This is a genomic window from Gordonia sp. ABKF26 (assembly GCF_041103195.1).
Taxonomy (GTDB): Bacteria; Actinomycetota; Actinomycetes; order Mycobacteriales; family Mycobacteriaceae; genus Gordonia; species Gordonia terrae.
The window spans coordinates 4,055,386-4,079,570 of sequence record NZ_JBGCVZ010000003.1 but is presented as its reverse complement, the minus strand read 5'-3'; the positions used below and the strand labels follow the sequence as shown (position 1 = coordinate 4,079,570).

General features: G+C 69.3%; 20 protein-coding genes and 1 riboswitch. Of the genes, 8 read left to right on the top strand and 12 right to left on the bottom strand.

The features are described 5' to 3' along the window. Positions 1-2 precede the first annotated feature (2 nt). A riboswitch (cobalamin riboswitch) is annotated at positions 3-139 on the top strand. A 75-nt stretch (positions 140-214) separates the two neighbouring features. The 4 genes from AB4Z55_RS18865 to AB4Z55_RS18850 all read left to right on the top strand — a co-directional run bounded on the left by AB4Z55_RS18865 (position 215) and on the right by AB4Z55_RS18850 (position 3,177). Continuing rightward, positions 215-451, top strand: a complete 237-nt coding sequence (locus tag AB4Z55_RS18865; RefSeq protein ID WP_064571591.1) for a CbtB-domain containing protein — start codon at positions 215-217, stop codon at positions 449-451. 41 nt (positions 452-492) lie between these two features. Next, positions 493-1,323: a CbtA family protein gene (locus tag AB4Z55_RS18860; RefSeq protein WP_004021658.1), complete on the top strand. Its 831-nt coding sequence runs from the start codon at positions 493-495 to the stop codon at positions 1,321-1,323. 19 nt (positions 1,324-1,342) lie between these two features. Beyond that, the gene (locus tag AB4Z55_RS18855; protein WP_369520287.1) at positions 1,343-1,837 is read left to right on the top strand and encodes a histidine phosphatase family protein; all 495 of its coding nucleotides are present in this window, start codon (positions 1,343-1,345) and stop codon (positions 1,835-1,837) included. A 113-nt stretch (positions 1,838-1,950) separates the two neighbouring features. Continuing rightward, positions 1,951-3,177 carry an acyl-CoA dehydrogenase family protein gene (locus AB4Z55_RS18850; protein WP_369520286.1) on the top strand — a complete coding sequence of 409 codons (1,227 nt, stop codon included), beginning with the start codon at positions 1,951-1,953 and terminating at the stop codon, positions 3,175-3,177. Positions 3,178-3,197: 20 nt separating this feature from the next. Here AB4Z55_RS18850 and AB4Z55_RS18845 read toward each other — a convergent pair whose 3' ends face one another. The 7 genes from AB4Z55_RS18845 to AB4Z55_RS18815 all read right to left on the bottom strand — a co-directional run bounded on the left by AB4Z55_RS18845 (position 3,198) and on the right by AB4Z55_RS18815 (position 12,790). After that, positions 3,198-4,535, bottom strand: coding sequence for a diacylglycerol kinase family protein (locus AB4Z55_RS18845; protein WP_369520285.1), 1,338 nt, complete (start codon positions 4,533-4,535; stop codon positions 3,198-3,200). Beyond that, positions 4,532-5,986 carry a hypothetical protein gene (locus tag AB4Z55_RS18840; RefSeq protein ID WP_369520284.1) on the bottom strand — a complete coding sequence of 485 codons (1,455 nt, stop codon included), beginning with the start codon at positions 5,984-5,986 and terminating at the stop codon, positions 4,532-4,534. The genes AB4Z55_RS18845 and AB4Z55_RS18840 overlap by 4 nt, the downstream gene beginning before the upstream one ends. Before the next feature lie 29 nt (positions 5,987-6,015). Continuing rightward, positions 6,016-6,444, bottom strand: coding sequence for a hypothetical protein (locus AB4Z55_RS18835; RefSeq protein WP_248645136.1), 429 nt, complete (start codon positions 6,442-6,444; stop codon positions 6,016-6,018). 159 nt (positions 6,445-6,603) lie between these two features. Beyond that, on the bottom strand, positions 6,604-9,369 hold the full coding sequence (locus AB4Z55_RS18830; RefSeq protein ID WP_369520283.1) for a molybdopterin-dependent oxidoreductase: 2,766 nt from the start codon (positions 9,367-9,369) through the stop codon (positions 6,604-6,606). Beyond that, positions 9,366-10,211 carry an FAD binding domain-containing protein gene (locus AB4Z55_RS18825; protein WP_248645138.1) on the bottom strand — a complete coding sequence of 282 codons (846 nt, stop codon included), beginning with the start codon at positions 10,209-10,211 and terminating at the stop codon, positions 9,366-9,368. Before AB4Z55_RS18825 ends, AB4Z55_RS18830 begins: the two co-directional genes overlap by 4 nt. A 182-nt stretch (positions 10,212-10,393) precedes the next feature. Continuing rightward, positions 10,394-11,890 carry an MFS transporter gene (locus AB4Z55_RS18820; protein WP_064571585.1) on the bottom strand — a complete coding sequence of 499 codons (1,497 nt, stop codon included), beginning with the start codon at positions 11,888-11,890 and terminating at the stop codon, positions 10,394-10,396. 123 nt (positions 11,891-12,013) lie between these two features. Further along, the gene (locus tag AB4Z55_RS18815; protein WP_101819260.1) at positions 12,014-12,790 is read right to left on the bottom strand and encodes an SGNH/GDSL hydrolase family protein; all 777 of its coding nucleotides are present in this window, start codon (positions 12,788-12,790) and stop codon (positions 12,014-12,016) included. Between the two features lie 521 nt (positions 12,791-13,311). Here AB4Z55_RS18815 and AB4Z55_RS18810 point away from each other — a divergent pair. Then, positions 13,312-16,701, top strand: a complete 3,390-nt coding sequence (locus AB4Z55_RS18810) for a pyruvate carboxylase (RefSeq protein ID WP_248645139.1) — start codon at positions 13,312-13,314, stop codon at positions 16,699-16,701. A 34-nt stretch (positions 16,702-16,735) separates the two neighbouring features. Here AB4Z55_RS18810 and uraH read toward each other — a convergent pair whose 3' ends face one another. Next, positions 16,736-17,062 (bottom strand): hydroxyisourate hydrolase, encoded by a 327-nt coding sequence (gene uraH, locus AB4Z55_RS18805; RefSeq protein WP_101819061.1) that lies wholly within the window; start codon positions 17,060-17,062, stop codon positions 16,736-16,738. Then, positions 17,059-17,562 (bottom strand): 2-oxo-4-hydroxy-4-carboxy-5-ureidoimidazoline decarboxylase, encoded by a 504-nt coding sequence (uraD, locus tag AB4Z55_RS18800; RefSeq protein ID WP_369520282.1) that lies wholly within the window; start codon positions 17,560-17,562, stop codon positions 17,059-17,061. Before uraD ends, uraH begins: the two co-directional genes overlap by 4 nt. A 51-nt stretch (positions 17,563-17,613) precedes the next feature. On the opposite strand from uraD, the gene AB4Z55_RS18795 reads away from it, so the two are divergent. Together AB4Z55_RS18795 and AB4Z55_RS18790 are read left to right on the top strand one after the other, a co-directional pair. Next, the gene (locus AB4Z55_RS18795; protein WP_004021642.1) at positions 17,614-18,198 is read left to right on the top strand and encodes an NTP transferase domain-containing protein; all 585 of its coding nucleotides are present in this window, start codon (positions 17,614-17,616) and stop codon (positions 18,196-18,198) included. A 130-nt stretch (positions 18,199-18,328) separates the two neighbouring features. Beyond that, on the top strand, positions 18,329-19,090 hold the full coding sequence (locus AB4Z55_RS18790; protein ID WP_369520281.1) for a hypothetical protein: 762 nt from the start codon (positions 18,329-18,331) through the stop codon (positions 19,088-19,090). An 11-nt stretch (positions 19,091-19,101) separates the two neighbouring features. On the opposite strand, the gene AB4Z55_RS18785 is transcribed toward AB4Z55_RS18790, so the two are convergent. The 3 genes from AB4Z55_RS18785 to AB4Z55_RS18775 are packed head-to-tail and all read right to left on the bottom strand — an operon-like array spanning position 19,102 to position 22,705. Continuing rightward, positions 19,102-21,207, bottom strand: coding sequence for a xanthine dehydrogenase family protein molybdopterin-binding subunit (locus tag AB4Z55_RS18785; protein ID WP_369520280.1), 2,106 nt, complete (start codon positions 21,205-21,207; stop codon positions 19,102-19,104). After that, positions 21,204-22,187, bottom strand: a complete 984-nt coding sequence (locus AB4Z55_RS18780; protein WP_369520279.1) for a xanthine dehydrogenase family protein subunit M — start codon at positions 22,185-22,187, stop codon at positions 21,204-21,206. The genes AB4Z55_RS18785 and AB4Z55_RS18780 overlap by 4 nt, the downstream gene beginning before the upstream one ends. After that, complete coding sequence (locus AB4Z55_RS18775) at positions 22,184-22,705, bottom strand: 2Fe-2S iron-sulfur cluster-binding protein (RefSeq protein WP_369520278.1); 522 nt, start codon at positions 22,703-22,705, stop codon at positions 22,184-22,186. The genes AB4Z55_RS18780 and AB4Z55_RS18775 overlap by 4 nt, the downstream gene beginning before the upstream one ends. Before the next feature lie 75 nt (positions 22,706-22,780). Between AB4Z55_RS18775 and AB4Z55_RS18770 the strand changes: the two genes are divergently transcribed. After that, the gene (locus AB4Z55_RS18770; protein ID WP_033203577.1) at positions 22,781-24,091 is read left to right on the top strand and encodes an NAD(P)/FAD-dependent oxidoreductase; all 1,311 of its coding nucleotides are present in this window, start codon (positions 22,781-22,783) and stop codon (positions 24,089-24,091) included. Positions 24,092-24,185 lie beyond the last annotated feature (94 nt).

The following is a 24,185-nucleotide window of genomic DNA, read 5'->3' as shown; positions in this document are numbered from 1 at the left end:
CGGGGAATCCGGTGAGAGTCCGGAACGGTCGCGCCACTGTGAACGCTGCCCATATCGACACCGTAAATATGTCGACGCGGTCGACGTGTCGACATATCGACGCGGTCGACGGTGACGGGGTGACGTGAGTCAGGATGCCGTGCCGGCGCGTAGCAGTCCTCCGGACTCCTACACCACGACATCTCCGACGCGAGATCGGCGAAAGGACCCCACCATGACAGCTCCCCGCACTGCTGCAGCCGTACAGGCCGCCCCGGCCCGTGCCCTGCCCGTACCGAACCTGTCGGTCGCGAGTGCAGCCCTCTGGCTCAGCCTGACCGTGCTCCTGGCGGGTCTCGCCTACTACTTCCTCGGGTACGACCAGGGCGTCGTGTCCGTCTTCGGCTCCGACACCCACGTCCACGAGTTCGTGCACGACGCACGCCACTTCCTCGGCTTCCCCTGCCACTGAGCCGGCCTGACCGGCCGTATCCCACAGGAAGCCAAGTACATATGGAGAAGAAATTCATCGGCGCCGGCCTGCTCGCAGGTCTGATCGCCGGAATCGTCTCGTTCGTGTTCGCCCGGTTCTACCTCGAACCGGTCGTCGCCAAGGCCATCGACTACGAAGGCGCCCGCTCGGAGGCCGAGGAGGCACTGGCCCACGCCGCCGAACCGGGTGGCCACACGCACGGTGAGGGCGGCGAGCTGTTCACGCGGGCCATGCAGGAGAACCTCGGCGCCGGTGTCGGCAACGTCGTGTTCGCGGTGTGCATGGGTGCGTTCTTCGCGGTGGCGTTCACGGTGCTCTGGAGTCATCTCGGCAGTCGCCATCCGGCGACCGACCCGCGCGCGGTCGCGGGTGTGCTCGGCGCGATCGGTTTCGTCGCCGTGTTCGCCGTTCCGTTCTTCGCCTACCCGGCGAATCCGCCCGCCGTCGGCGACGACGACACCATCGGCGAGAGGACCGGAGCCTTCCTCACCATCAGTGTGGCGTCGGTGATCCTGGCCATCGCGGCCGTGGTCCTGGCGTTGTGGCTGCGTCCGCGGATCGGCGGATTCGTCTCGGCCGTCGCCGCTGTCGCCGCCTATCTGGCCGGCGTAGCGATCGTGCTCGCGTTCCTGCCGTCCTTCGCCGAGGTCCCCGAGCCGGTTCGCAACGACGCCGGTCAGATCGTGTTCCCGGGCTTCCCCGGTGACGTGATCGGGGACTTCCGGGTCTACGCCATCGCCAACCAGGTGATCCTGTGGACGGTTCTCACCGTGGTGTTCGCCCTGCTGCTGGGGGCGATGGCGCGCTCGCGTACCGCCGACCGCGCCCCGGCGGTCGCCGCCCAGCACTGAGGCGGCGATCGTTTCGCGCATGCAGATCATCACCGCCGGTCGCACCGGCCCCAATCGGTCGGTGCGATTCGGCGGTGATCCGGTTCTGGACGAGCGGGGCCGTCGGGACGTGCTCCGCCTGGCCGCGGCGTCCACGCCCCCGGTCCACTGTTGCGGTCCGGAGATCGCGTCCCGGGAGACCGCCGAACTCCTGGGTGCCTCCGACGCCCTCGTCGACGACGCCCTGCGGACGCTGGACGTCGGAGCGTGGGCAGGCCGCACTCCGGAGGAGATCGATCCCGTCGAGCTCGGCGCGTGGTTCGCCGATCCCGGTGCCCGGCCACACGGGGGCGAGAGCCTCGTGGATTTCGTCGGCCGCGTCCATCTCTGGCGCGACGGCCGCTCCGGGCTCGCCGACCGTTGGGTGGTGGTGGCGATGCCGGTGGCCCAGGCCCTGCTGTGCCCGGGCGTGGAGCAGTTCTTCGCCCACGAGGTCCGCCCCGCGACCGCGTACACCTGCGCAGATACGCAATAGGAACAGATTCGCGACGGCGTACCTAGACATCGGCAGTGACTCCTGACACAGTTGGGGACGACGAAACTGAAACATGTTCGCCCCCGGGCGGACACCGGTCTGGGAGTGTGACGATGTTCGAGTGGTCCGATGAAGATCTGATGGTTCGGGACGCCTTGCGGGCGTTCATCGACAAGGAGATCCGGCCCCATCTCGACGAACTCGAGTCCGGCGTCCTGCCGCCGTACGACATCACCCGCAAGCTGTTGTCGAGCTTCGGTGTCGATGCCATGGCCAAGGATGCGCTCGAGAAAGAACTCGAGGCAGAAGCCAAGGGGGAGAAGAAGAAGTCCTCCGGCGACGGCGGCGGCATGGGTGGCTCGATGTTCATGATGGTCAACATCGAGCTCGCGGGTGTGTGTCTGGGCCTCGTCGCGTCGCTGGGTGTGAGCATGGGGTTGACCGCCTCGACCATCCGCGGCAAGGGCACGCTGGCGCAGAAGAAGCGGTGGCTGCCCGAGCTGGTGACCATGGAGAAGGTCGGCGCCTGGGCGATCACCGAACCCGACTCCGGGTCGGATGCGCTCGGCGGCATGAAGACCACGGTTCGTCGTGACGGTGACGACTACATCCTCAACGGGCAGAAGACCTTCATCACGAACGGCCCCTACGCCGACACCATCGTCGTGTTCGCCAAGCTCGACGACGGCAGCGGAACGCCGATGCGCGACCGCAAGGTGCTGTCGTTCGTGCTGGACAAGGGTATGCCGGGGCTCACCCAGGGTAAGCCGTTCAAGAAGATGGGCATGATGAGTTCGCCGACCGGTGAGCTCTTCTTCGACAGCGTCCGCGTCGGCAAGGACCGTCTCCTCGGTGAGACCGAGGACACCGGCGCCGATTCGCGTGGATCCGAGGGCGCCAAGGCCGGTTTCACCGCGGAGCGCGTCGGGATCGCCGCCCTGTCGCTGGGGATCATCAACGAGGCGCAACGCCTGTCGCTCGACTATGCGAAGAACCGGAAGCTGTGGGGCCAGGAGATCGCCCAGTTCCAGCTCATCCAGCTCAAGCTGGCCGAGATGGAGATCGCGCGGATCAACGTGCAGAACATGCTTTTCAGCGCCATCGAACGGGGTAAGGCCGGCAAGCCGCTCAGCCTGTCCGAGGCGTCGGCGATGAAGCTGTACTCGTCCAAGGCGGCGACCGACGTCGCCATGGAGGCGGTGCAGCTGTTCGGCGGCAACGGTTACATGGCCGAGTACCGCGTGGAACAGCTTGCGCGCGATGCCAAGTCGCTCATGATCTACGCGGGGAGCAACGAGATCCAGGTGACCCACGTCGCCAAGGGACTGCTGCGCGGCTGAGGTACGCGCTCCAGCTGTGGTCAGGCGGCGCGGTGGGGACGCCACGCCAGATACCACAGCTGGAGCCAGTCCAGTTGCGGTGGCGCGATCCGGGTCTCGGGGCGGTGCCGCGGGACCCGGACGCGCAGCGCACCGGGCGTGATCGTGCATCGCACCGGCGTCGTGAGCTGGAGCGATTCGCCGTCGACCCCGACGGGGATGACCTCGGCGTCGGCGTCGACGGTCACCTCGGTGGCGGTCCGCTGGACGAGCCCCTGATCGTGCGTACGCCGCAGGAGTCCGACGGCCTGCCGGGTGTCGGACACCGAGACGGTGACGACGCCCAGGCGCCCCTCGTCGATGCGGGTGCGACGACCGAGCCCGGCCACGTCGTTGGTGGCGTACGGGCCGTTGCTGACCAGGATCGCCTGGGGGTCGGCGATCGACTCGTTGCCGATGACAGCGCGCAGACCAGACGTCGAGCCTCTGCCCAGCAGGTCGGGGAGCATGCGTAACACCGTGCGCGTCTTGTCATCCCGGTATTGCGGGCTCTGGACGACTTCGGCGTAGATCCCGAACGACGCGTTGTTGACGAAGGGGCGGCCGTTGATGTGACCGAGGTCGACACGGAACTCGACGCCGTCCCGTAGAGCGTCGAGACACCGGGCGGGATTCTGACGGTCGAGTCCGAGATCGAGCGCGAAATGGTTTCGGGTGCCGGCGCTGACGACCAGGAAGGGGACGCCGGATTCGGCGGCCACGCCCGCGACGAGCGCCTGGGTGCCGTCACCGCCCGCGACCCCGAGCAGGTCGGCTCCGCGGGCCACGGCGTCTCGCGCCAGCTGCACCACGTCGATCTCCACCGGCCCGTCGAGCAACGCGACTTCGGCGCCCAGGGACTCGGCCTGACGCTGCAGGTCGAACCGGACGACCTTCCCGCCACCGGAACGTGGATTCATGATGATGAACGGACGGTGGACATCCGGGGCCGCGTGCTCGGGCATCAGCGAGTCGATGCGGGACGGTCGGAGCGCGCGGCGGCCGCACCCCACCGCTGCGGCTGCCAGCAGCGCGGCGACGATCACGACCCACAGCTGTCGCTCGCGGATGAGGAACACCACGAGCAGCGGGACGGGGGCGACGGCGAGAACGGCCGCGACCACCCGTAGGACGCCCCGGCTGATCAGGAACCAGTACAGCGCGACGACGATGACCACGACGCAGCCGACGCAGATGATCAGCAGACCGAGAAGGCCGAGGATTCCCGCGGCGGCCACCGGGAGCAGGATCGCGGCCACGGCCAGGGCCATGGCCGCGCGCGCCCACCACCTGCGAGTGGTGGGCGGCGCGACCTCGGCGGCGACCGACGCCTGGCTCATACGGTCTCGACGACCGGCGCCGCCTCGCCCGGCGGCGTCTCCTCATCCGGCGTCTCCTCATCCGGCGTCGCCACACCCTCGGCCCAGGTCTTCGCCGGCCTGATGACGAGTTCGAGGATCAGCAGGGCGAGGAGGCCGAAGACGGCGATGAGCAGCACCACCAGCCCGGTCGGATAACTCCAGAACACGAGGAGCAGCGCTGCGATACCGATGATCGCGCTGCGCAACGCGATCCGTGCACGGAACAGGCTCTCTTCGAACGCGTTCGGCGGTCGTGACCGCCGCATCCGTTGCACCGAGTCGAGGCCTTGGCCGAACCCGCGTCGCACCGCCGCGGCCGACGCCGACCCGCCCAGCAGGTAGGCACCGACGGCGACCACGAGGCCGAGGACCGCCACGGCACGCAGGGCCAGACGCAACGGGTCGAGCACGGTGTCGATGGCGGCGGATGCGGCGTCGGGGGAGAGGATGTCGGGAGGCATCGCATCGAGGTAGAGCGCTCGCCCGATCAGCAGGCCGATGGCCAGGACGAGCATCGCGAGGACCAGCGAGAGCCCCGCGAGTGACAGAGCCCGCATGCGCCGGCCGCGGGGTGCGACCGCGACCGCGGCGAACGCGAGCGCGATCGTCAGCCACGGCAGGACGTCGGCGGCGGTGTCGAGCGCCGAGACGGCGCGTTGGGCCCGAACGAGTTCGGGCGAGCGGAAGAGGACGAACTGCTTGTCGACAGCGGGTATCTTCTCGGCGAAAGTGAATCCGCGGTCGAGCAGGCGTGCCTTGACGTTGTCGATCACGGTGCCCAGCGAGATGCTCACCGTGCCGGAGTCGTCCACGGTCACCGACGACGGCCCGACATCGCCCGTCACCACCGCGACCAGGGCCGTGTGTGCGGCCCGATTCGCCTGCAACCACAGCGTTTCGAACTGATCGCTGGCGACGAATGACGACACGGTCTGCTGGACGAATCCGCGTGCCTGGCCGGCCAGCACCGGTGCGAGGCCCTCGACCGCACGATCGACGCGCGGTGCGTTCTCGGTGGCCGGAACCGCGTCGGTCAGGGTGGTCAGCGCGGCCGCGGTGAGCGCCTCGACGTCGATGCGACTGAAGATCTCGTCGGTGATCGTGTTCGAGATCTCCGCTTGGACAGCGGGGTCCGAGGCGAGCGGCGCGACGGTGCTGACGTAGCGATCGGTGTCGAGGATCTCGCCGCGGACGAACCGCGAGGTCACCGAGGTGATGGCGAGCACCGCGACGAGCACGCACAGGAGCGCGACCGCGAACCAGCGCCACCGGTGCCGCTGTATCGACGTCGCGGCACCGGACGGAGGCCCGCTCCCGGTCTCCTGGCGTAACTGTGCGACTTCGGCTCTGAGTCGTTCGAGTTCGGCGCGTTCGGCATCGGTGATGCCGACGCTGCGCTCGACGTCGTGCCCGTTGGTGTCCGTGGTCATCTCGACCCCGCCTGGTCGCCCGGGCCCCCCTACCGGTATTCGGCCTTCGGGTGCCAGGTGGACACGGCCCAGATGACCACGATGTCGAGGGCGATGATCAGGATGGACCACCAGGGGTAGTAGGGCAACCACAGGAAGTTGGCGATGATGGACAGGCCGGCCATCACGATCGCGGTGAACCGGGCCCATGTCGCGCCGGTGACGAGTGCGACGCCGACGCCTGCCATGACGACCCCGAGGGCGATGTGAATCCAACCCCACGTGGTGAAGTCGAGCTTGTAGACGTACTCGACGCCGCGGACGAAGACCTCGTCCTCGGCGACCGCAGCGATGCCCTGGAAGAGCTGGATGACACCGAGGACGATGAGGATGATCGCGGCGCCGATGGAAGTCCCCGCGGCAATGCCCTGCTTGACGGATGGACCGTGGTTCTCGTTGGTGGGTGCGGTGTGAGTCATGGCGACGCCCTTCTCTGGACAACTGTGACAAGCAGGAGTTTCCGCCCGAAGTTCCGCCGCCGCAAGCGATAGGCGAGAGTGGGCGCAGATTTGTGACCACCGCGCCGCGGCCCGATGTGGTTGTCGCGCAGAGTGTTACGCGGTGCTAACGAATCGAGTTCACTCCGACCGGGTGAGCCGCCAGATCCGGTCTCGCGACATCGGCGTCTCACAAGGCCTGACGCCCAGCGCCCGTCGGATCGCGTTGGCGAGTGCCGGCGCAACCGGGTTGTACGGTGACTCGCTCATCGACTTGGCGCCGAACGGACCCAGTTCGTCGCTGGTGTCGGCGAAATAGACCTCCGTGACGGGGACGTCGGCCATCTGCGGCACGCGGTAGACCCGGAAGACGTTCGTCAGTGGCCGCCCGTGGTCGTCGATCATGATCTCTTCGTACAGGGCGGTCCCGATTCCCTGTGCGACACCGCCTTCGACCTGTCCCCGGCACTGCTCGGGGTTCATCACGGTGCCGGCGTCGGCCGCATGGACCGATTGCAGGATGCGCACGGTGCCGGTCTCGGTGTCGACCGCGACGCGGAACGCCTGCAGGTTGAACGCGATGGATCTCATCTCACCGCGTTCGGCGCCCCCGGCGACGGCGCGCGGGCCGCCCGGGTGGTCTACCCGGTTCGACGGATCGACGGCACCGATGAGGTCGGCGAACCCGACGACCCGGCCGTCGACGAGTGCGCCGTCGGCGACGAGTCCGATCGCTGTGGGTTCGGAGCCGGTGAGGCGCGCGGCAGCGTCGACGAGGGCGTCGCGCAGCGCGAGACAGGCCGAGTACACGGCCTTTCCGGCGACCGTCGTGCCGGCCGAGGCGAAGGCCCCGGTGTCGTGGGTGACGGCATCGGTGTCGCCGTGCCACAGCGAGACGCGATCCAGCCCGGTCGACAGGGCGGTGGCGACGATCTGGGCGTGCACCGTGGTGGTGCCGTTGCCGAACTCGGCGGTCCCGACCCCCACGTGGTAGGTGCCCGCGGCTTCGACCGCGACGGTGACGTCGGCGAAGTGCCCGCGCGGGGCCATGGTGGCGATCGCGGCGATGGCCATGCCCTCACCCACGCGCCATCGTTCGCCCGGCGGTGCCTCGACCCCGTTGCCGCTGCGCATCGCCCGCTCGGCGAGGTCGAGACACTGGTCCAGTCCGTAGCTGCCGTAGACCAGGTCGACCTCGGGCTCGGCGCGTGCGATGAGGAGTGGGTCGCCGTCGGCGACGGCGTTGCGACGCCGGAACTCGAACGGGTCGATGCCGAGTTCGATCGCGAGTTCGTCCATCGCGCTCTCCACGGCGAAGACCACCTGGCCGAGGCCGTAACCGCGGAACGCGCCCGACGGCGGGTTGTTGGTGTAGACGACCTCGGCGTCGAGCCGCTTGACCGGGCAGTTGTACACCGACACCGATTCGGCGCAGGCGTGGAACATCACGCCGATCGCGTGGTTGCCGTAGGCGCCGGTGTCCGACAACAGGTTCACCCGCAGGCCCGTCAGCCGGCCGTCCTCGTCGGCGCCGACGTCGACGGTGACCCGCATCGGATGCCGGTAGGTGGTTCGGGTCAGCTCGTCGGTGCGCGTCATCTCGTAGGCGCAGGGTTTGCCCGTGCGGAGTACGGCGAGGGCGACGAGGTCCTCGGTCAGCATCTCCTGTTTGCCGCCGAACCCGCCGCCCACGCGGGCGCTGAAGACCCGGATGCGCTCGGGTGGCAGGTCGACGAGGAGCGCGAGCTCGTTGCGGACGAGGAACGGGACCTGCGTACTGGTCCGGATGACGAGGCGTCCGTGCTCGTCGAGCCACCCGATCGAGCCGTGTGTCTCGAGCTGGGCGTGCGAAACCCGTCCGCTGGACCAGGTTCCGTGCACGGTTGCCGACGACGCGGCGAGGGCGTCGTCGATGTCGCCGCCGAAACCCTCGTGGAAGGTGGCGACGACGTTGCGGTCGGCCTCGGCGACCCGGTCGGCGGGCGTGCGATCGGGGTGGAGCAGCGGCGCCCCGGGAGTTCGGGCCTCCTCCGGGTCGAACACCGCCGGGAGCACCTCGTAGGTGACGTCGATGAGCGCCAGCGCCTGGTCGGCGACGGCCGGGGACGACGCCACCACCGCCGCGACCCGTTGGCCGACGAACCGCACGACCGGGTCGAAGACGAGTGTGTCATCCGGGTCCTCGAGGCGATTCTCGTGCCGACCCGTGGAAAACCTGGCGGTCGAGACGTTCTCGTGGGTGAGGATCAGTTCGACGCCCGGGAGCGCGGCCGCGTCGGTGGTGTCGATGGCGGTGATCCGTGCGTGTGCGTGCGGCGACCCGAGCACGTGGATGTGCAACGTCCCGGGCGTCGGGACGTCGAAGGTGTACGGCTCGGTGCCGGTCACCACCCGTCGAGCCGCGATCGGGTTGACCGAACTGCCGACGAGGGGGCGTGGTCCGGTGGCCGGAGGCGCCGCGGTCGGGGCGTCGACGGGCGCGACGGCCGCGGTGATCGCATCCCGGATGGAGCGATAACCGGTGCAGCGGCACAGGTTTCCCTTCATCCGGCGCGGCAGGTCGGGAAGATGGTCGGCGGTGACGGTGGAGGCCGTCACGATCATCCCGGCGGTGCAGAACCCGCACTGGAACCCGAAGTTGTCGACGAACGACTGCTGGACGGGGTGCAGGTCGTCCGGGGTACCGAGGCCGGAGACCGTCGTGACCGACTTCCCGGCGGCGCGATGAGCGGGAAAGATGCAGGAGTGCACGGGTTCTCCGTCGACGAGCACCGAGCACGCCCCGCAGTCCCCCGCGTCGCAACCCTTCTTGACCTCGTAATGGGCGTGCTCGCGCAACAACATTCGCAGGCATTGTCCCGCGGCGGGTTCGGCGTCGAGTTGCTCGCCGTTGACCTCGAACCTCATCCGTCGGCTCCGAATCCCTCGTCGGTCACCGGCGTCCGCCGGGCCAGTTCCGCTCGGATCTCCTCGCCCAGGACGGCCGAGACCCCGCGGCGCCAGTCGGCCGAGCCCAGCGGATCGGTGTAATAGCCGCTGGCCGCGACGATGTCGTCGTGGAGCGCGTCGCGGGTCGGCACCACGGGGTAGCGCAGGACCGTCGGCCATTGGGTGGCTGCGGTGATCCCGAAGGTGGCGGCGCCGTCGTCGTCGACCCGGCCGGTCACCACGGCCCCCGAGCGGCCGAGTTCGGCGAGAGCGATCTTGCGCACCGCGGTCCGCGCACGCAACGCATGACCAGGGAAATCGATGGCGCGCAGTACTTCTCCCGGTCCGAGCAGATTGATCCCGTTCCCGATGACCAGCTCGGCGACGGGCAGGTCGCGGTCGGTGCCGTCGGGTGTCCACACGTGCGCGGTCGCATCGAGTCCGACCGCGAGGGAGACCATCGACGCCGCGGCGAATGACCGGCAGATGTTGCCGCCGACCGTGGCCATGTTCCAGATCTTGAACGACGCCAGCAGTGCGTTCGCGCACTGCGCGAACATGGGTTGGGCCTCGAAGCCGGGGCGCGGCGGGATCGCGGCGAGCTCGGCAATCGTGCAGGTGGCCGCGATCCGGAGGCCGCCTCCGGGCAGGTTTTCGACAGGTGCCCAATCCATCTCGCTCAGGTCGACCAGTCCGGTGGTCGCCGGCTGTGGCTCGGAGAACACCCACGTGCCACCGGCGACGATCTGTTCACCGGGACCGGGGAACGCCTCGTCGCGGACGCGCGCGAACCGGTAGTGGGAGACGGCGGTGAGGTCCATCAGCGTGCCTTGTCGAGGAGGCGGGGTGCAGCGGTGAGTGGCTCCCACCGTACGAGGCCGATGCGCCCGCCGGAGCGGATCGCAGAGATCGACGTCGAAAGAAGCACGGCGTCACGCTACGTGCATCCGGTGCGGTCCGCATCTCGTGGCCGGCGGGCCGGTTCCGAGTCCTCGTCGTCGCGTCAGACCGGGGTTTCGGTGCTGCGTCCGTGCGCAGGAATCGCGAAGGCGACCACCGCGGCGATCACGCTCATCACGAGGGCGATGCCGGAGGCCCACAGATACCCCTCGGCGGTCGGGACCCCGATCGAGGTCCCGTCGGCGACGGGAACCGAGATCATCGACCAGGTGAGCAGCATGCCGACCGCCGCGGCGGCGGTCGAGGTCCCGACGATCCGCATGAGTGCGTTGACACCATTGGACTCACCGGTCTGCTCCACACTGACCGATTGCATGATCAGGGCCGGCATCGCGGAGTAGGCGATGCCGAGGCCCGCGCCGATGCAGCAGGCGATCACGAGCATGTGAATCCACGTCAGATCCCATGGGCCGGCGATCCCGACGATGAAGATCACATAGCCGATGCCGATGATGACCGCGCCCAGGGCGAGCGAGATCCGCGCGCCGAAGACGGCGTTGATGCGGCCGCTGATGTGCGAGAACACGAACATGACCAGTCCGCTGGGCGCGAGGATCAGACTCGCGTGGACCATGTCGTACCCGAAGCCGTCCGGGCTGTTCGTCGGGGCCATCAGCAGCTGGATCGGGATGAGTTGCATGGCGTAGAAGGCGAACCCGGTGGCGATCGAGGCCAGATTCGTCAGCAGCAGGGGGCGCTTGGCCAGGATGCGGAGATCGATCAGCGGACTGGCGCGACGGAGCTCGACGAAAACCCACACGCTCGTGGACACCACGAAGCCGGCGAACAGGCCGAGCGTGAGTGGGTGGGACCAGCCCCACTCGGCGCCCTTCGACAGCGGCAGCAGCAAGCAGACGAGCAGCACGGTCAGGCCGAGTGCGCCGAGGGCGTCGAACCGGCCACCGGAGGGCTTGGCGGTCGAGCGCACCGTGAGGGCCACACCGACACCGGCCAGGGTGGCGGCGCCCGCACACGACCAGAACAGGGCGTGCCAGCTCACGTGTTGGGCGATGAGGGCGGCGACCGGTAGGCCGAGTGCACCGCCGATACCGAGCGAGGCGCTCATGGTTCCCACCGACGAGCCGAGGTGGCGGGGCGGGACGATGTCGCGCATCACGCTGATCCCGAGCGCGACGATGCCGAAGCCGAGACCCTGCAGCCCGCGGCCGATGATGAACAGCGGGAGGGATGTCGCGACGGCACACGCGACGGATCCGACGGCGACGAACCCGAGACTGACCAGGATGGCGAGGCGTTTGCCGTACATGTCGCCGATCCGCCCGCCGATCGGTGTCGCGACCGCCCCGAGCAGCAGGGTGATGGTGATCGCCCACGTGGTGTCGGAGGCGTCGGCGTGCAACAGCGCGGGGAGTTGGGGGATCAGCGGGACGATGATGGTCTGCATCAGCGCCACGACGATCCCGGCGAGGCAGAGCACCGCGACCGCCAGTCGGGGGTGGGGTTTCTCGGCGGCGTGATCGGGGGGCGGGAGATCCGGGGTACTGTCCGTCGTTCCGTCGGCGTCGGTGCGGCTGGTCACGCCGTCATCCCGCTGGTTCCGATCATCGATTGTTCACACCTCCGAACGATCAGGATATCGCGCGGGTCACCGACGCAAACGTTCGCGTCCGCCGGAGCGGGCCGGACCGGCCAGGCGAGCGGACTACCCGAGCTCGGCGGCGCCGACGGGGTGCGGCCATCGCGGGGTGAGTCCGTCCCCCGACGAGACGCCGCGGATACGGCGCATCACCCATGGCCCGAGGAAGGTCCGCGCCCATTCCGCATTCTGGCGTCGTTGCTCCCGCCGGGTCGCGACCGCGGCGGCGGCGAGGGTCGCCGGCGTGAGATCGTGGTCGACCCCGAGCAGGTCGAGGACCCGGCCGGACATGTGTGCGTGTCCGAGCGGCGACATGTGCAGGCGGTCGTTGTCCCACATGCGGTAGTCGTCATACCCCGGCATCCGCCAGAAATCGCAGATCAGTGCGCCGTGATGCTCGGCCACGGCGCGGACGAGTTCGTTGTAGATCGCGACGCGCCCGCGAAGCATCCGGAAGACCGGAGCCCATCCGGTGTCGTAGGCGGTGAAGACGACGACGGTGGCGCCGGTCGCGGCGAGGTCGCCGAGTGCTCGGTCGTAGCGCGCGATCATCGCGTCGACGTCGAGGGACGGACGCATGAGGTCGTTTCCGCCGGCGTAGATGGTGACGAGGTCGGGGTCGAGTTCGATGGCCGGGCCCACCTGTTCGGCGATCACCTGGTCGAGCAGCCGGCCGCGGATGGCGAGGTTGGCGTACGTGAACTCCCCGCCGTCTGCTGATGCGGCGAGCCGTTCGGCGACGCGGTCGGCCCATCCCCGCACACCGTTGGGTCGGGTCGGATCCGGATCGCCGACGCCTTCGGTGAACGAATCGCCCAATGCGACGTAACGGGTGAAGCCCACGAGCGCGCCTTCCTGTCGAGTGGTCGGAACGACGCTAATCCCGACCGCCGGTCGCGGCCAAAGCATGCTCGGGACGGAACGATCGATCGGCATTCCGACGGAGCGCTCGATCGGCATTCCCGAATTACCGCGGCACCGGATCTCTCATTGCCGAACGGCACTGGAGAGTATTTCTCAACACTGTCGCAATGAGTGCCACGTACATTGCGCGGCAATTGTTTTCGCCCCCGGTGACGGGGTCGCCGCGCCCCTGCGTCGGAACGTTTCGGACGATCCGGAATGCGGTGGCGCGCGCCCTTTCCGAAGGCGTCGAAGGCAGTGTGAGGGGGTGGCCGGTAGGCCGGTCTCGGTGAGTAGGATCACGACGTGAACTGCCCGTGGAAAACGGGTCGGCGTCGTCGGGGGCACCTGCGTCGAACCGTGTCCGTCGGGGGGTTTGTTCGCGCGATCTCCACCGCGATTGTGCGAGTCGCTGAGCACGCGCCGGACCGGCGCAGGCGTGAGAGAAAGAGAACACCACGATGTTCGACAAGGTTCTGGTCGCCAACCGCGGCGAGATCGCCATCCGCGCATTCCGCGCCGCCTACGAACTGGGGGCGCGCACAGTCGCGATCTTCCCGTACGAGGATCGCAACTCCGTGCACCGGTTGAAGGCCGACGAGTCCTATCAGATCGGGGTGCCGGGACATCCGGTGCGGGCCTACCTGTCGGTCGACGAGGTCGTCAGCGCAGCGGTTCGCTGTGGTGCCGACGCGATCTACCCCGGTTACGGATTCCTGTCGGAGAACCAGGGTCTGGCCGCGGCGTGCGCGGAGGCGGGCATCACCTTCGTGGGCCCGAGTGCCGACATCCTGGAGATGACCGGCAACAAGGCGACCGCGGTGGCCGCGGCGAAGGCGGCGGGCATCCCCGTTCTCGCGAGCTCGGAGCCGTCGTCGGATCTCGACGAACTGCTCGACGCGGCGCAGGACATGCAGTTCCCGGTGTTCGTGAAGGCGGTCGCGGGTGGCGGCGGGCGCGGGATGCGCCGCGTCGACGAGCGTGCCGATCTCGCCGAGGCCATCGCTGCCGCGTCGCGCGAGGCCGAGGCCGCCTTCGGCGATGCGACGGTGTTCCTCGAGCAGGCGGTGGTCAACCCGCGCCACATCGAGGTCCAGATCCTCGCCGACACCCACGGCAACGTCATCCATCTCTACGAGCGCGACTGCAGCCTCCAGCGCCGGCACCAGAAGGTGATCGAGCTGGCTCCCGCCCCGAATCTCTCCGACGAGTTGCGCGAGAAGATCTGCGCCGATGCCGTCGCCTTCGCGCGCCACATCGGTTACTCCTGTGCGGGCACCGTCGAGTTCCTCCTCGACGAGCAGGGTCGCCACGTGTTCATCGAGATGAACCCGCGCATCCAGGTCGAACACACCGTCACCGAGGAGATCACCGACGTCGACCTCGTGAGTTCGCAGCTGCGGATCGCCGCGGGCGAGTCGCTCGCGGACCTCGGCCTGAGTCAGGACGTGATCCGCATCCGCGGAGCCGCCCTGCAGTGCCGCATCACCACCGAGGACCCGGCGAACGGGTTCCGGCCCGACGTCGGGCGCATCACCGCGTACCGCAGCCCGGGCGGCGCGGGGGTGCGGCTGGACGGCGGCGCCACCCTGGGTGCCGAGGTCAGTGGTCACTTCGACTCGATGCTGGTCAAACTCACCTGTCGCGGTAGGGATTTCCCGACCGCGATGCGTCGGGCGCGGCGCGCGGTCGCCGAGTTCCGCATCCGCGGCGTCGCGACGAACATCCCGTTCCTGCAGGCGGTCCTCGACGACCCGGACTTCCGCGCGGGACGCGTCACCACCTCGTTCATCGACGAGCGTCCCGAGCTGCTGACGTCGCGCTCGTCGGCCGACCGCGGTACCAAGATCCTCTCGTACCTGGCCGACGTCACGGTGAACAAGCCGCACGGCGAGCGGCCCACCACGGTGTACCCGCGCGACAAGCTGCCCACCGTCGAGCGCTCGGTGCTGGCCTCGCCCGCGAACGGCTCGCGGCAGCGACTGCTGGAACTCGGCCCCGAGGGCTTCGCGCGCGACCTGCGGGAGAACCCGCGCCTGGGCATCACCGACACGACGTTCCGCGACGCACACCAATCGCTGCTCGCGACGCGCGTGCGCACCAACGGGCTGCTCAACGTCGCACCGTACGTGGCGGCACTGACCCCCGAACTGCTCTCGGTCGAATGCTGGGGCGGTGCGACCTACGATGTGGCACTTCGCTTCCTGAAGGAAGATCCGTGGGATCGCCTGGCGCAGTTGCGGGAAGCCATCCCCAACATCTGCCTGCAGATGCTGCTCCGCGGGGCCAACACCGTCGGATACACCCCATACCCCACCAAGGTGACGACCGCGTTCGTCTCCGAGGCGACCGACGTCGGCATCGACATCTTCCGCATCTTCGACGCGCTCAACAACATCGACGCCATGCGACCCGCGATCGATGCGGTCCGCGAGACCGGTACGGCGGTCGCCGAAGTCGCGATGAGCTACACCGGCGACCTGTCCGACCCGGCCGAGGACCTGTACACGCTCGACTACTACCTGCGCCTGGCCGAGCAGATCGTGGCGGCGGGCGCCCACGTCCTGGCGATCAAGGACATGGCTGGTCTGCTCCGTGCTCCCGCCGCGACCACCCTGGTGACCGCGCTGCGACGCGAGTTCGACCTGCCGATCCACGTGCACACCCACGACACCCCCGGTGGGCAGCTCGCGACCTACATGGCCGCGTGGCAGGCGGGTGCCGACGCCGTCGACGGTGCGAGTGCCGCGCTGGCCGGGACCACGAGCCAGCCGCCGCTGTCGGCGATCGTCGCCGCGACCGCCCACACCGAGCGGGACAGCGGTCTCGACCTCGCGCGGGTGTGCGATCTCGAGCCGTACTGGGAGGCACTGCGAAAGGTGTACTCGCCGTTCGAGTCCGGCCTCCCGGCGCCGACCGGCCGCGTCTACTCGCACGAGATCCCCGGCGGGCAGCTGTCGAACCTGCGCCAGCAGGCCATCTCACTCGGCCTGGGCAACCGCTTCGAGGCGGTCGAGCAGGCCTATGCCGCAGCCGATTCGATGCTGGGCCGGCTGGTCAAGGTGACCCCGTCGTCGAAGGTCGTCGGCGATCTCGCGCTCGCCCTGGTCGGTCGCGGTATCACCGCATCGGACTTCGCGGCCGACCCGGCGTCGTACGACATCCCGGATTCGGTCATCGGCTTCCTGCGCGGCGAACTGGGTGATCCGCCCGGTGGCTGGCCCGAGCCGCTGCGCACCCTGGCGCTGCAGGGCCGGGCGCCGGCGCCCGAGGTCACCGAACTCTCCGCGGACGACGAGGCCATCCTCGACAAGCCGGGACGCGACCGTCAGGTCCGGCTCAACCACCTGCTGTTCCCCGGCCCCGCACGCGAATTCGAGGAGCACTACGAGGCATACGGCAACACCTCGACGCTGTCGGCCAACCAGTTCTTCTACGGCCTGCGTTACGGCGAGGAACACCGCGTCGAACTCGAACCCGGCGTCGAACTGCTCATCGGACTCGAAGCGATCAGTGAGCCGGACGAGCAGGGCATGCGGACCGTGATGTGCGTCCTGAACGGGCAGTTGCGCCCGATCGCGGTGCGCGATCACGCCATCGACTCGGCGGTCGCGTCGGCGGAGAAGGCGGACCGGTCCGATCCGCACCACGTGGGTGCACCGTTCGCCGGTGTGGTGTCGCTGTCGGTGGACGTCGGCGACGAGGTGGCGGTCGGTGCGACGATCGGCACCATCGAGGCGATGAAGATGGAGGCGGCGATCACCGCACCGGTCGCGGGCAAGGTCGCCCGCCTGGCGATCGGGCAGGTCACCCAGGTCGCGCCGGGGGATCTGCTGATCGAGATCCGCTGAGGCTGCGGCGGCGGGGCGGGTGCCCCGCCGCCGGTCAGCTTCCCCGATAGGTCGAATAGGCGAAGGGGCTCAACAGGATCGGCACGTGATGGTGGCGCCCGGGGTCGTCGATCTCGAAACAGACGTCGATCTCGGGATAGAAACCCTTGATGTCGTTGTCGGCGAACCAGTTACCGGTGTCGAAGACGAGGTGGTAGATCCCCGGGACGAGGGGTTCGGTGTTCACCGTCGTGATGCGACCGTCCGAATCGGTCGTACCCGTGGACAATTGGGTTCCCGACGCGTCCTGGAGCGACACCTCGATGCCGACCGCTGGTGCCCCGGACACCGCGTCGAGGACATGTGTGGACAGACCGGTCATCTCGGGATCCCTTCGTCGGCGGTGCGCTCGGTCGACAGCATACGGAGCAGGCGAGCGCGATTGATCTTCGCCAACTCCTCGCGCAGGACACGCCGTTCGGTGGCGGCGTCGTTGGTCATCCGATGGTGGAGGAGGGCGAGGAGCTCGTCGGCGGGACGACCGTTCGCGAAGACCAGGTACACGTGCCCGAACCGCTCCTCGTAGGCCGCGTTGCCCTTCCTCAGGTCGGCGAGCACCGACGCCGCCGAACTCGCGACGCCGGCCTGCTCTCGCGCCGACGAGGCGTTGTCCGGCCGGTCCCCGATCCGGGGGTGCCCCGCGAGCGCCTCGTCGACGTCGTCCTCGGAGAGCTCCGCCAACGTGCGGTCGGCGGAGTCGAGCAGTGCGGGTACATCGTGAAACGGCCGCGCGCGCATCATGCGCTCGATCCAGGCCGTCGAGGCGCAGCACGACCGCAACGCCGCCCGGACCTCGGCATCGTCCATCTCGTCGAGAATCATGCTGTCCAGCCTAGGAGGCGCGCGCGTGGCCGTCGCGTGGAAGATGGAGCGATGACCGACGCCGCCGCGCCCCGACGAGCTCAGCGATCGCCGGGTCGGGTGCTCGGTGTGGTGCTCGCCGCCGGCGCGGGCACCCGGTACGGGATGCCGAAGATCCTGGCGGACGACGGTCGGTGGCTCGGACACGCGGTCGCGACGCTGCGCGACGGCGGATGCGCGGAGGTGGCGGTCGCCATGGGAGCGGCGGTCGTCGAACCGCCCCCGGGCGCCGGTGCGCTGGTCGTCGAGGACTGGGCCGACGGTGTCGGCGCCTCGGTGGCAGCGGCCCTGCGGTGGGCGATGGCACGACCGGATGCGGCGGGACTGGTGGTGCACGTGGTCGACACCCCGGACAGCGGCCCGGAGATCACCGCCCGGCTGCTCCATGCGGTCGGGGCTGATCGAGCCGCGTTGGCGCGAGCGGTCTTCGAGGGCCGGCCGGGACACCCGGTGTACATCGGTGCCGACCATTTCGGGCCCGCGTTGCGCGACATCGGTGGTGACGTCGGGGCGCAGGTCTACCTCCGCTCCCGGGCGGTCACACCCGTCGAATGTGGGGATCTGTCGACTGGCGAGGACATCGACGAGAGACGCTGACCTGCGGTGAGCGTGCCCATTTCGAGACCTTCTCGTCGCCGTTCCGGTGCACGGGGATCCCGCGTGGGACAAGCGTCCATGTCTAGGGTGCAGACATAGCCGGGTAACGGACCGCACTCTCTCGAAGCGGGTGATCGCCGTGGCGCACGATCGTCGTCGACGCCTCACCGCGATCATCGCCGCGCTGGTCCTGGGAACGGGGCTCGCGGCGTGCGCGGCCGGTCCCGACGTCGCCGACCCGGCGCCCCGGCTCGTCGAGGACGCGCATCTGCCGCCCGGTGTCGACACCACTTTCCGCTGGGCCGCCACCGGCGTCCTCGACCCGCAATCAGCCGAAGGCACCTTCGTCCGAGCCTTCACCGAGTCCTTCGAACTCGCGAATGCCGGCCGGTCCGTGCGGTGGGGTTATCCCGGGTTCGTCGAGGCCGCCCCGTCGAACATCGATCAGATGGTCACGGCCTATCCCACCGATCCGTCGACGGGGCGCGAGGTCGGCACCGCCTTCTACAGCGCGCTGCGCCGGGTCGATGACAACGGATGGGTGCGAATCGTGCTGTGCCGCCACGGATACAGATCCGTGCAGCACGCCGGTGGGTGGACCGTCGGCTTCGACACCCCGCGGCCGGTCGAGATCGACATCCGGCGGGTCGGGGACGATCCCGCGGCCGCGACACGCGGTGGTGAACGGACCCCGGGCGCCGATGTGTTCGGCGGGTGGTTCACCTCCCGCCACGACTTCGCGGCGCTGTATCCGACCCCGACAGCGGATCAGAAGTCCTGCGCGGCACTGACTCCGGCGGGGATGCCGCACTGGCTGCCGACGGCCGCCACCGAACCGTGGCCGTCGCTGTCGCCGTCGCCGGGATGGTCGAGCTACCCGGGCGCAGCCTGATCCCGCACGGTCTACTGGTCCGGCAGCCCGTCGAGCAGGTCGTCGCAGTGCACCGGGAGATCGCGGACCCGCACCCCGGTGGCGTTGTGGATCGCGTTGACCACGGCCGCGGCGCTGCCCACGATGCCGATCTCGCCCGCACCGCGTGAACCCATCGGGGTGGCGTGCTCGTCGCGGTCGTCGAGACAGATCGCGTCGACGTCGGCGATGTCGGCGTGCACCGGGATGTGGTACTCGGCGAGGTCCTGGGTGACCACGTGCCCGAAGCGGTGATCGCGAACGCTCTCCTCGTGCAACGCCATCGAGATGCCGAAGGTCATCCCGCCGATGAGCTGCGAGCGGACGGTGCGGGGATTGATGGCACGCCCGATGGAGAACACCCCGAGCATGCGCGGGATCCGGATCTCGCCGGTGTCCACGTCGACGCGGACCTCGACGAAGTGCGCTCCGAACGAGGCCACCGTGAACTTCTCGAGATCGGGGTTGTCGGCTGCCTCCGCGCTGAGATCGGCGCCCTCGGGCGGATCGTCGCCGAATCGCGCGCGGAACTGATGCGCGGCGGTGACGATCGCCGATCCCCAGGACGAGGTGCCCGACGAGCCGCCGGCGACGGTCGCGCTCGGGAGAGCGCTGTCGCCGATCTCGATGTCGACGACGTCGGTGGGCACCCCGAGCGCGTCGGCGGCGATGAGCAGCAGCGTCGTCCACGCGCCGGTGCCGATGTCGGTGGCGGCGATCCGCACCGAGTAGCGGCCGGACCGGTGGGTTATCGACGCCTCGTTCCCCGGCTGCACCATGTGGGGATAGGTCGACGATGCGACGCCCAGACCGATGAGGTGCCGGCCGTCGCGTCGGGACCCGGGTTCGGTGGAACGCCGGTCCCAGCCGAATCGGTCGGCGCCCTCGCGGAGACAGTCCAGGAGCCGCCTCGACGACCACGGGTTGCCCGTCTCGGGGTCCTCGGGCGGTTCGTTGCGCACGCGCAGCTCGATGGGGTCGATCCCGATCGCGTGTGCGAGTTCGTCCATCGCCACCTCGCCGGCGAACATCCCCGGCGCCTCGCCGGGCGCGCGCATCCAGAAGGGGACCGGAACGTCGAGCGGGACGACGTGGTGGTCGGTCCGGCGGTTCGCGACGGCATACATCGACCGCGAGGTGACCGCGGCCTGCTCGGCGAATTCCTTGACGTGCGCGCTGTGCGTGTGTGCTTCGTGAACCAGGGCGGTGAGGTGGCCGTCGCGGTCGGCGGCGAGTCGCAGCCGCGATCGTGTGGGCGCGCGGTGTCCGACATACGCGAACATGTGCTGCCGGGTCACGGCGAATTTCACCGGTCGCCCGGGCAGGCCCATCGCCGCGAATGCGGCCAGCACGTCGTGAGAATGCGGGGACCCCTTGGAGCCGAATCCGCCGCCCACGTGCGGCGCGACGACTCTCAGCTGATCGGGTTCGAGTCCGAGCACCGGAGCCAGCGCGGACACCACGCCCTGCGTCGACTGGGTCGAGTCGTACAGCGTCAGCGTCGATTCGGCGGGCTGCCACGTCGCCACGACGGTGTGGGGCTCCATCGGGTTGTTGTGCTCTTCCGGCGTCGAGTACCACTCGTCGATCGTGACGACGCCGGACTCGCCACGTCCCCCGGTCGCCTCGTCGAGAACACGATCCGGGTCCCCGTCCAGCGAGGTCGGCTCGAACCCGCCGTTGACCTGCTCGGGCCGGTAGCTGTCGGGGTGGTCCACGCGGAACTCGGTGTCGTGATCGTCGTCGTCGTAGGTCACGATCACGGCCGCCGCGGCCTCCCGGGCAGTCTCGGGGCTCTCCGCGACGACGGCGCCGATGAGCTGGCCGCGGTAGGCGATCTCCGGTGACTGCAGGATCGTCAGGTCGCCGTTCGAGGTGTCTGCCAGCCGGGGTGCGTTCTCATGGGTGAGGACCAGGAGGACGCCGGACGTCGACTCGGCTGCGGCGGTGTCGAATCCGGTCACGCGGCCACGCGCGACGGCGGCGGTGATCGGCCACAGGTACACCGCGTCGGTGAGATGTTCGTACGCGTACGGCGCTGTGCCGCGGACCTTGTCGGCGCCGTCGATCCGGGCGTGTGAGGTGCCGATGGCGGTCATCGGGTGCTCAGTTCCCGCAGGGTGGCGACCAGGGTGCGTCGTGCGAGCGGCACCTTGAATTCGTTTCCGTCCAGACCGCGCGCGTCGCCGAGTTCGGCATCGGCTGCCGCGGCGAAGAGTTCGGTCGACGGACGCTGTCCGCGCACCACGGATTCGGCGCGTTCGGCGCGCCAGGGCTTGTGGGCGACACCGCCGAGTGCGATGCGTGCCTCACCGATCACGTCACCGTCCATGCGCAGCTCGGCGGCGACGGACACGAGCGCGAAGGCGTAGGAGGCGCGGTCACGGACCTTGCGATAGGTCGACGCCGAGTCGGGCGGCGGTGGCGGCACGTCGATGGCCACGATGACGTCGTGCGGTTCGAGGACCGTGTCCCGCTCCGGATGCTCCCCCGGAAGCCGGTACAGATCGAGGATGTCCACGACGCGCTCGCCGTCGGGACCCTGCACCACCACGCGGGCGTCGAGTGCGGTCAGGGCGACGGCCATGTCCGACGGGTGGGTGGCCACGCAGGCGTCGGACGCGCCCAGGATGGCGTGGTACCGGGTGTAGCCGCCGATGGCCGAGCAACCCGAGCCCGGCGTCCGCTTGTTGCACGGCGTCGTGACGTCCTGGAAGTACACGCACCGCGTGCGTTGCAGCAGGTTGCCCGCGTTGGTCGCGAGGTTGCGCAACTGTGGTGACGCCCCCGAGAGGAGCGCGCGCGCCAACACCGGGTAGCGGCGTCGGACCAGGGGGTGGGCGGCGGTGTCGGCGTTGCGCGCGGTGCCGCCCAGACGCAGCGAACCGTCCGGCCGTTCGGTGATGCCGTCGAGCGGGAGGCGCGAGATGTCGAGCAGGGCAGGCGGATCGGCGACACCGAGCTTCATGTGGTCGACGAGGTTGGTGCCGCCGGCGATCAGCTTCGCACCGTCGTGGTCGCGCAGGAATTCGACAGCGCCGGCCACATCGGTCGCACGGTCGTAGGTGAACGGGATCATCGATCGGCCACCTGTCGGATCGCGGCGAGAATGTTGGGGTAGGCCGCGCAGCGGCAGAGGTTGCCGCTCATCCGTTCCCGGATCTCGTCGTCGGCCAGGCCGTTCGCGTCATCGGTGGCCGCGGGGTCGAGGTCCTCGGTGACGTGGCTCGGGTGGCCCTGTTTCGCCTCGTCGAGCATGCCGACCGCCGAGCACAGCTGGCCGGGGGTGCAGTAGCCGCACTGGAAGGCGTCCTCGTCGATGAACGCCTCCTGCATCTCGTGCAGGTCGTCGCCGTCACCGAGCCCCTCGGCGGTCACGATCTCGGTGCCCTCATAGGCCACCGCGAACGACAGGCAGCTGACGATCCGGCGACCGTCGACCAGCACGGTGCACGAGCCGCACTGCCCGTGGTCGCATCCCTTCTTGGGGGAGAAGATGCCCAGGCGGTCGCGGAGGCCGTCGAGCAGGGTCGTGCGCGTGTCCACGACGACGTCGCAGAGGGCACCGTTCACGGACAGCGAGATTCTGGCTTCCACATCGCGGGGCATACCCGACGTCCCGGGCGGTAAACACCCGCCGCAGGCGCGGGAATGTCTGGAACAATCGGCCCGGTGGCCACCCCAAGACCCAGAGTTGTCGTCATCGGCGCCGGATTCGCGGGCATGCACTGTGTCCGCCGGCTCAAGAACGAGCCGGTCGACGTCACCGTCGTCGACCGCGGAACCAGTCACTTGTTCCAACCGCTGCTGTATCAGTGCGCCACCGGGCTGCTGTCGGAAGGCGCGATCTCCAGCCCGGTCCGTCATCTGACACGCAGGCACAAGAACCTCGACGTGGTGCTCGGCGAGGCATCGGACATCGACGTCGACGCCCGCGAGCTGACGGTCGATCGCATCGACGGATCGTCCTTTCGCCTGTCGTACGACCATCTGGTGGTCGCGGCCGGGATGCGCACCGCCTACCGCGGCAACGAGGACTTCGCCGCCCATGCACCGGGAATGAAGACCCTCGACGACGCGCTGTCCATCCGGCGCAAGATCATGGCCGCGTTCGAGATGGCCGAGACGGTCACCGACCCGGAGGAGCAGCGATCCTGGCTCACCTTCGCGGTGGCCGGCGGCGGGCCGACCGGAGTCGAGCTCGCGGGGCAGATCCGGGAGGTCGCGACGCTCGCGCTCGAGCGCGAGTTCGATGCGATCGATCCGGCGCAGGCGCGGGTGCTGCTCCTGCACGGCGGTGATCGGGTGTTGCCGTCGTTCTCCACCAAGCTGTCGGCCAGGGCGCAGCGCACACTCGACGAACTCGGGGTCGAGACCCACCTCGGCGTACACGTGACCGGTGTGGGGGAGGACCACGTCGAGACGACCCGCAAGGCCGACGGCGACAAGCAGACGTACCCCGCGCGGACGACGCTGTGGACGACCGGTGTCGAGGCCGTCCCGTTCGCGACCACGCTCGCCCGGGCGCTGGGGGCCGACCAGGACCGCGGCGGCCGGATACCGGTGGAAGCCGACCTGTCGGTCCCGGGTCACCCCGACGTCTTCGTGTGCGGTGACATGAGCGCTTACCGCGACCTCCCGGGGGTCGCCGAGGTGGCCATGCAGGGCGGCCGGCACGTCGGCGCGGTGATCGCCGAAACCGTTGCGGGACAAACGGACCGGTCCCCGTTCAAGTACCGCGACCTCGGCACGGCGGCCTACATCGCGCGCCGGCACGCGATCGTGCAGTCGGGACCCCTGCAACTGTCGGGCTTCCTGGGCTGGGTCGCGTGGGGTGTCATCCACATCGCGTTCCTGGCGGGTGTGCGCAATCGGATGGGCACCGTGATGACCTGGGGCGCAACGCTGCTCACCGACAGTCGGCGAGAGCGCGCGATCACCTACGGCGACCCGGAGACGGCGCGGCAGCCGTACGGGCAGTGACGGGATCGATTCGGCCCGGGTTCCCGTCGAACGCTTGTCCGTGACCCCCTGGCCTGGTATTCAGAGTAGAACACGTTCTAATTCTGACCGGCGA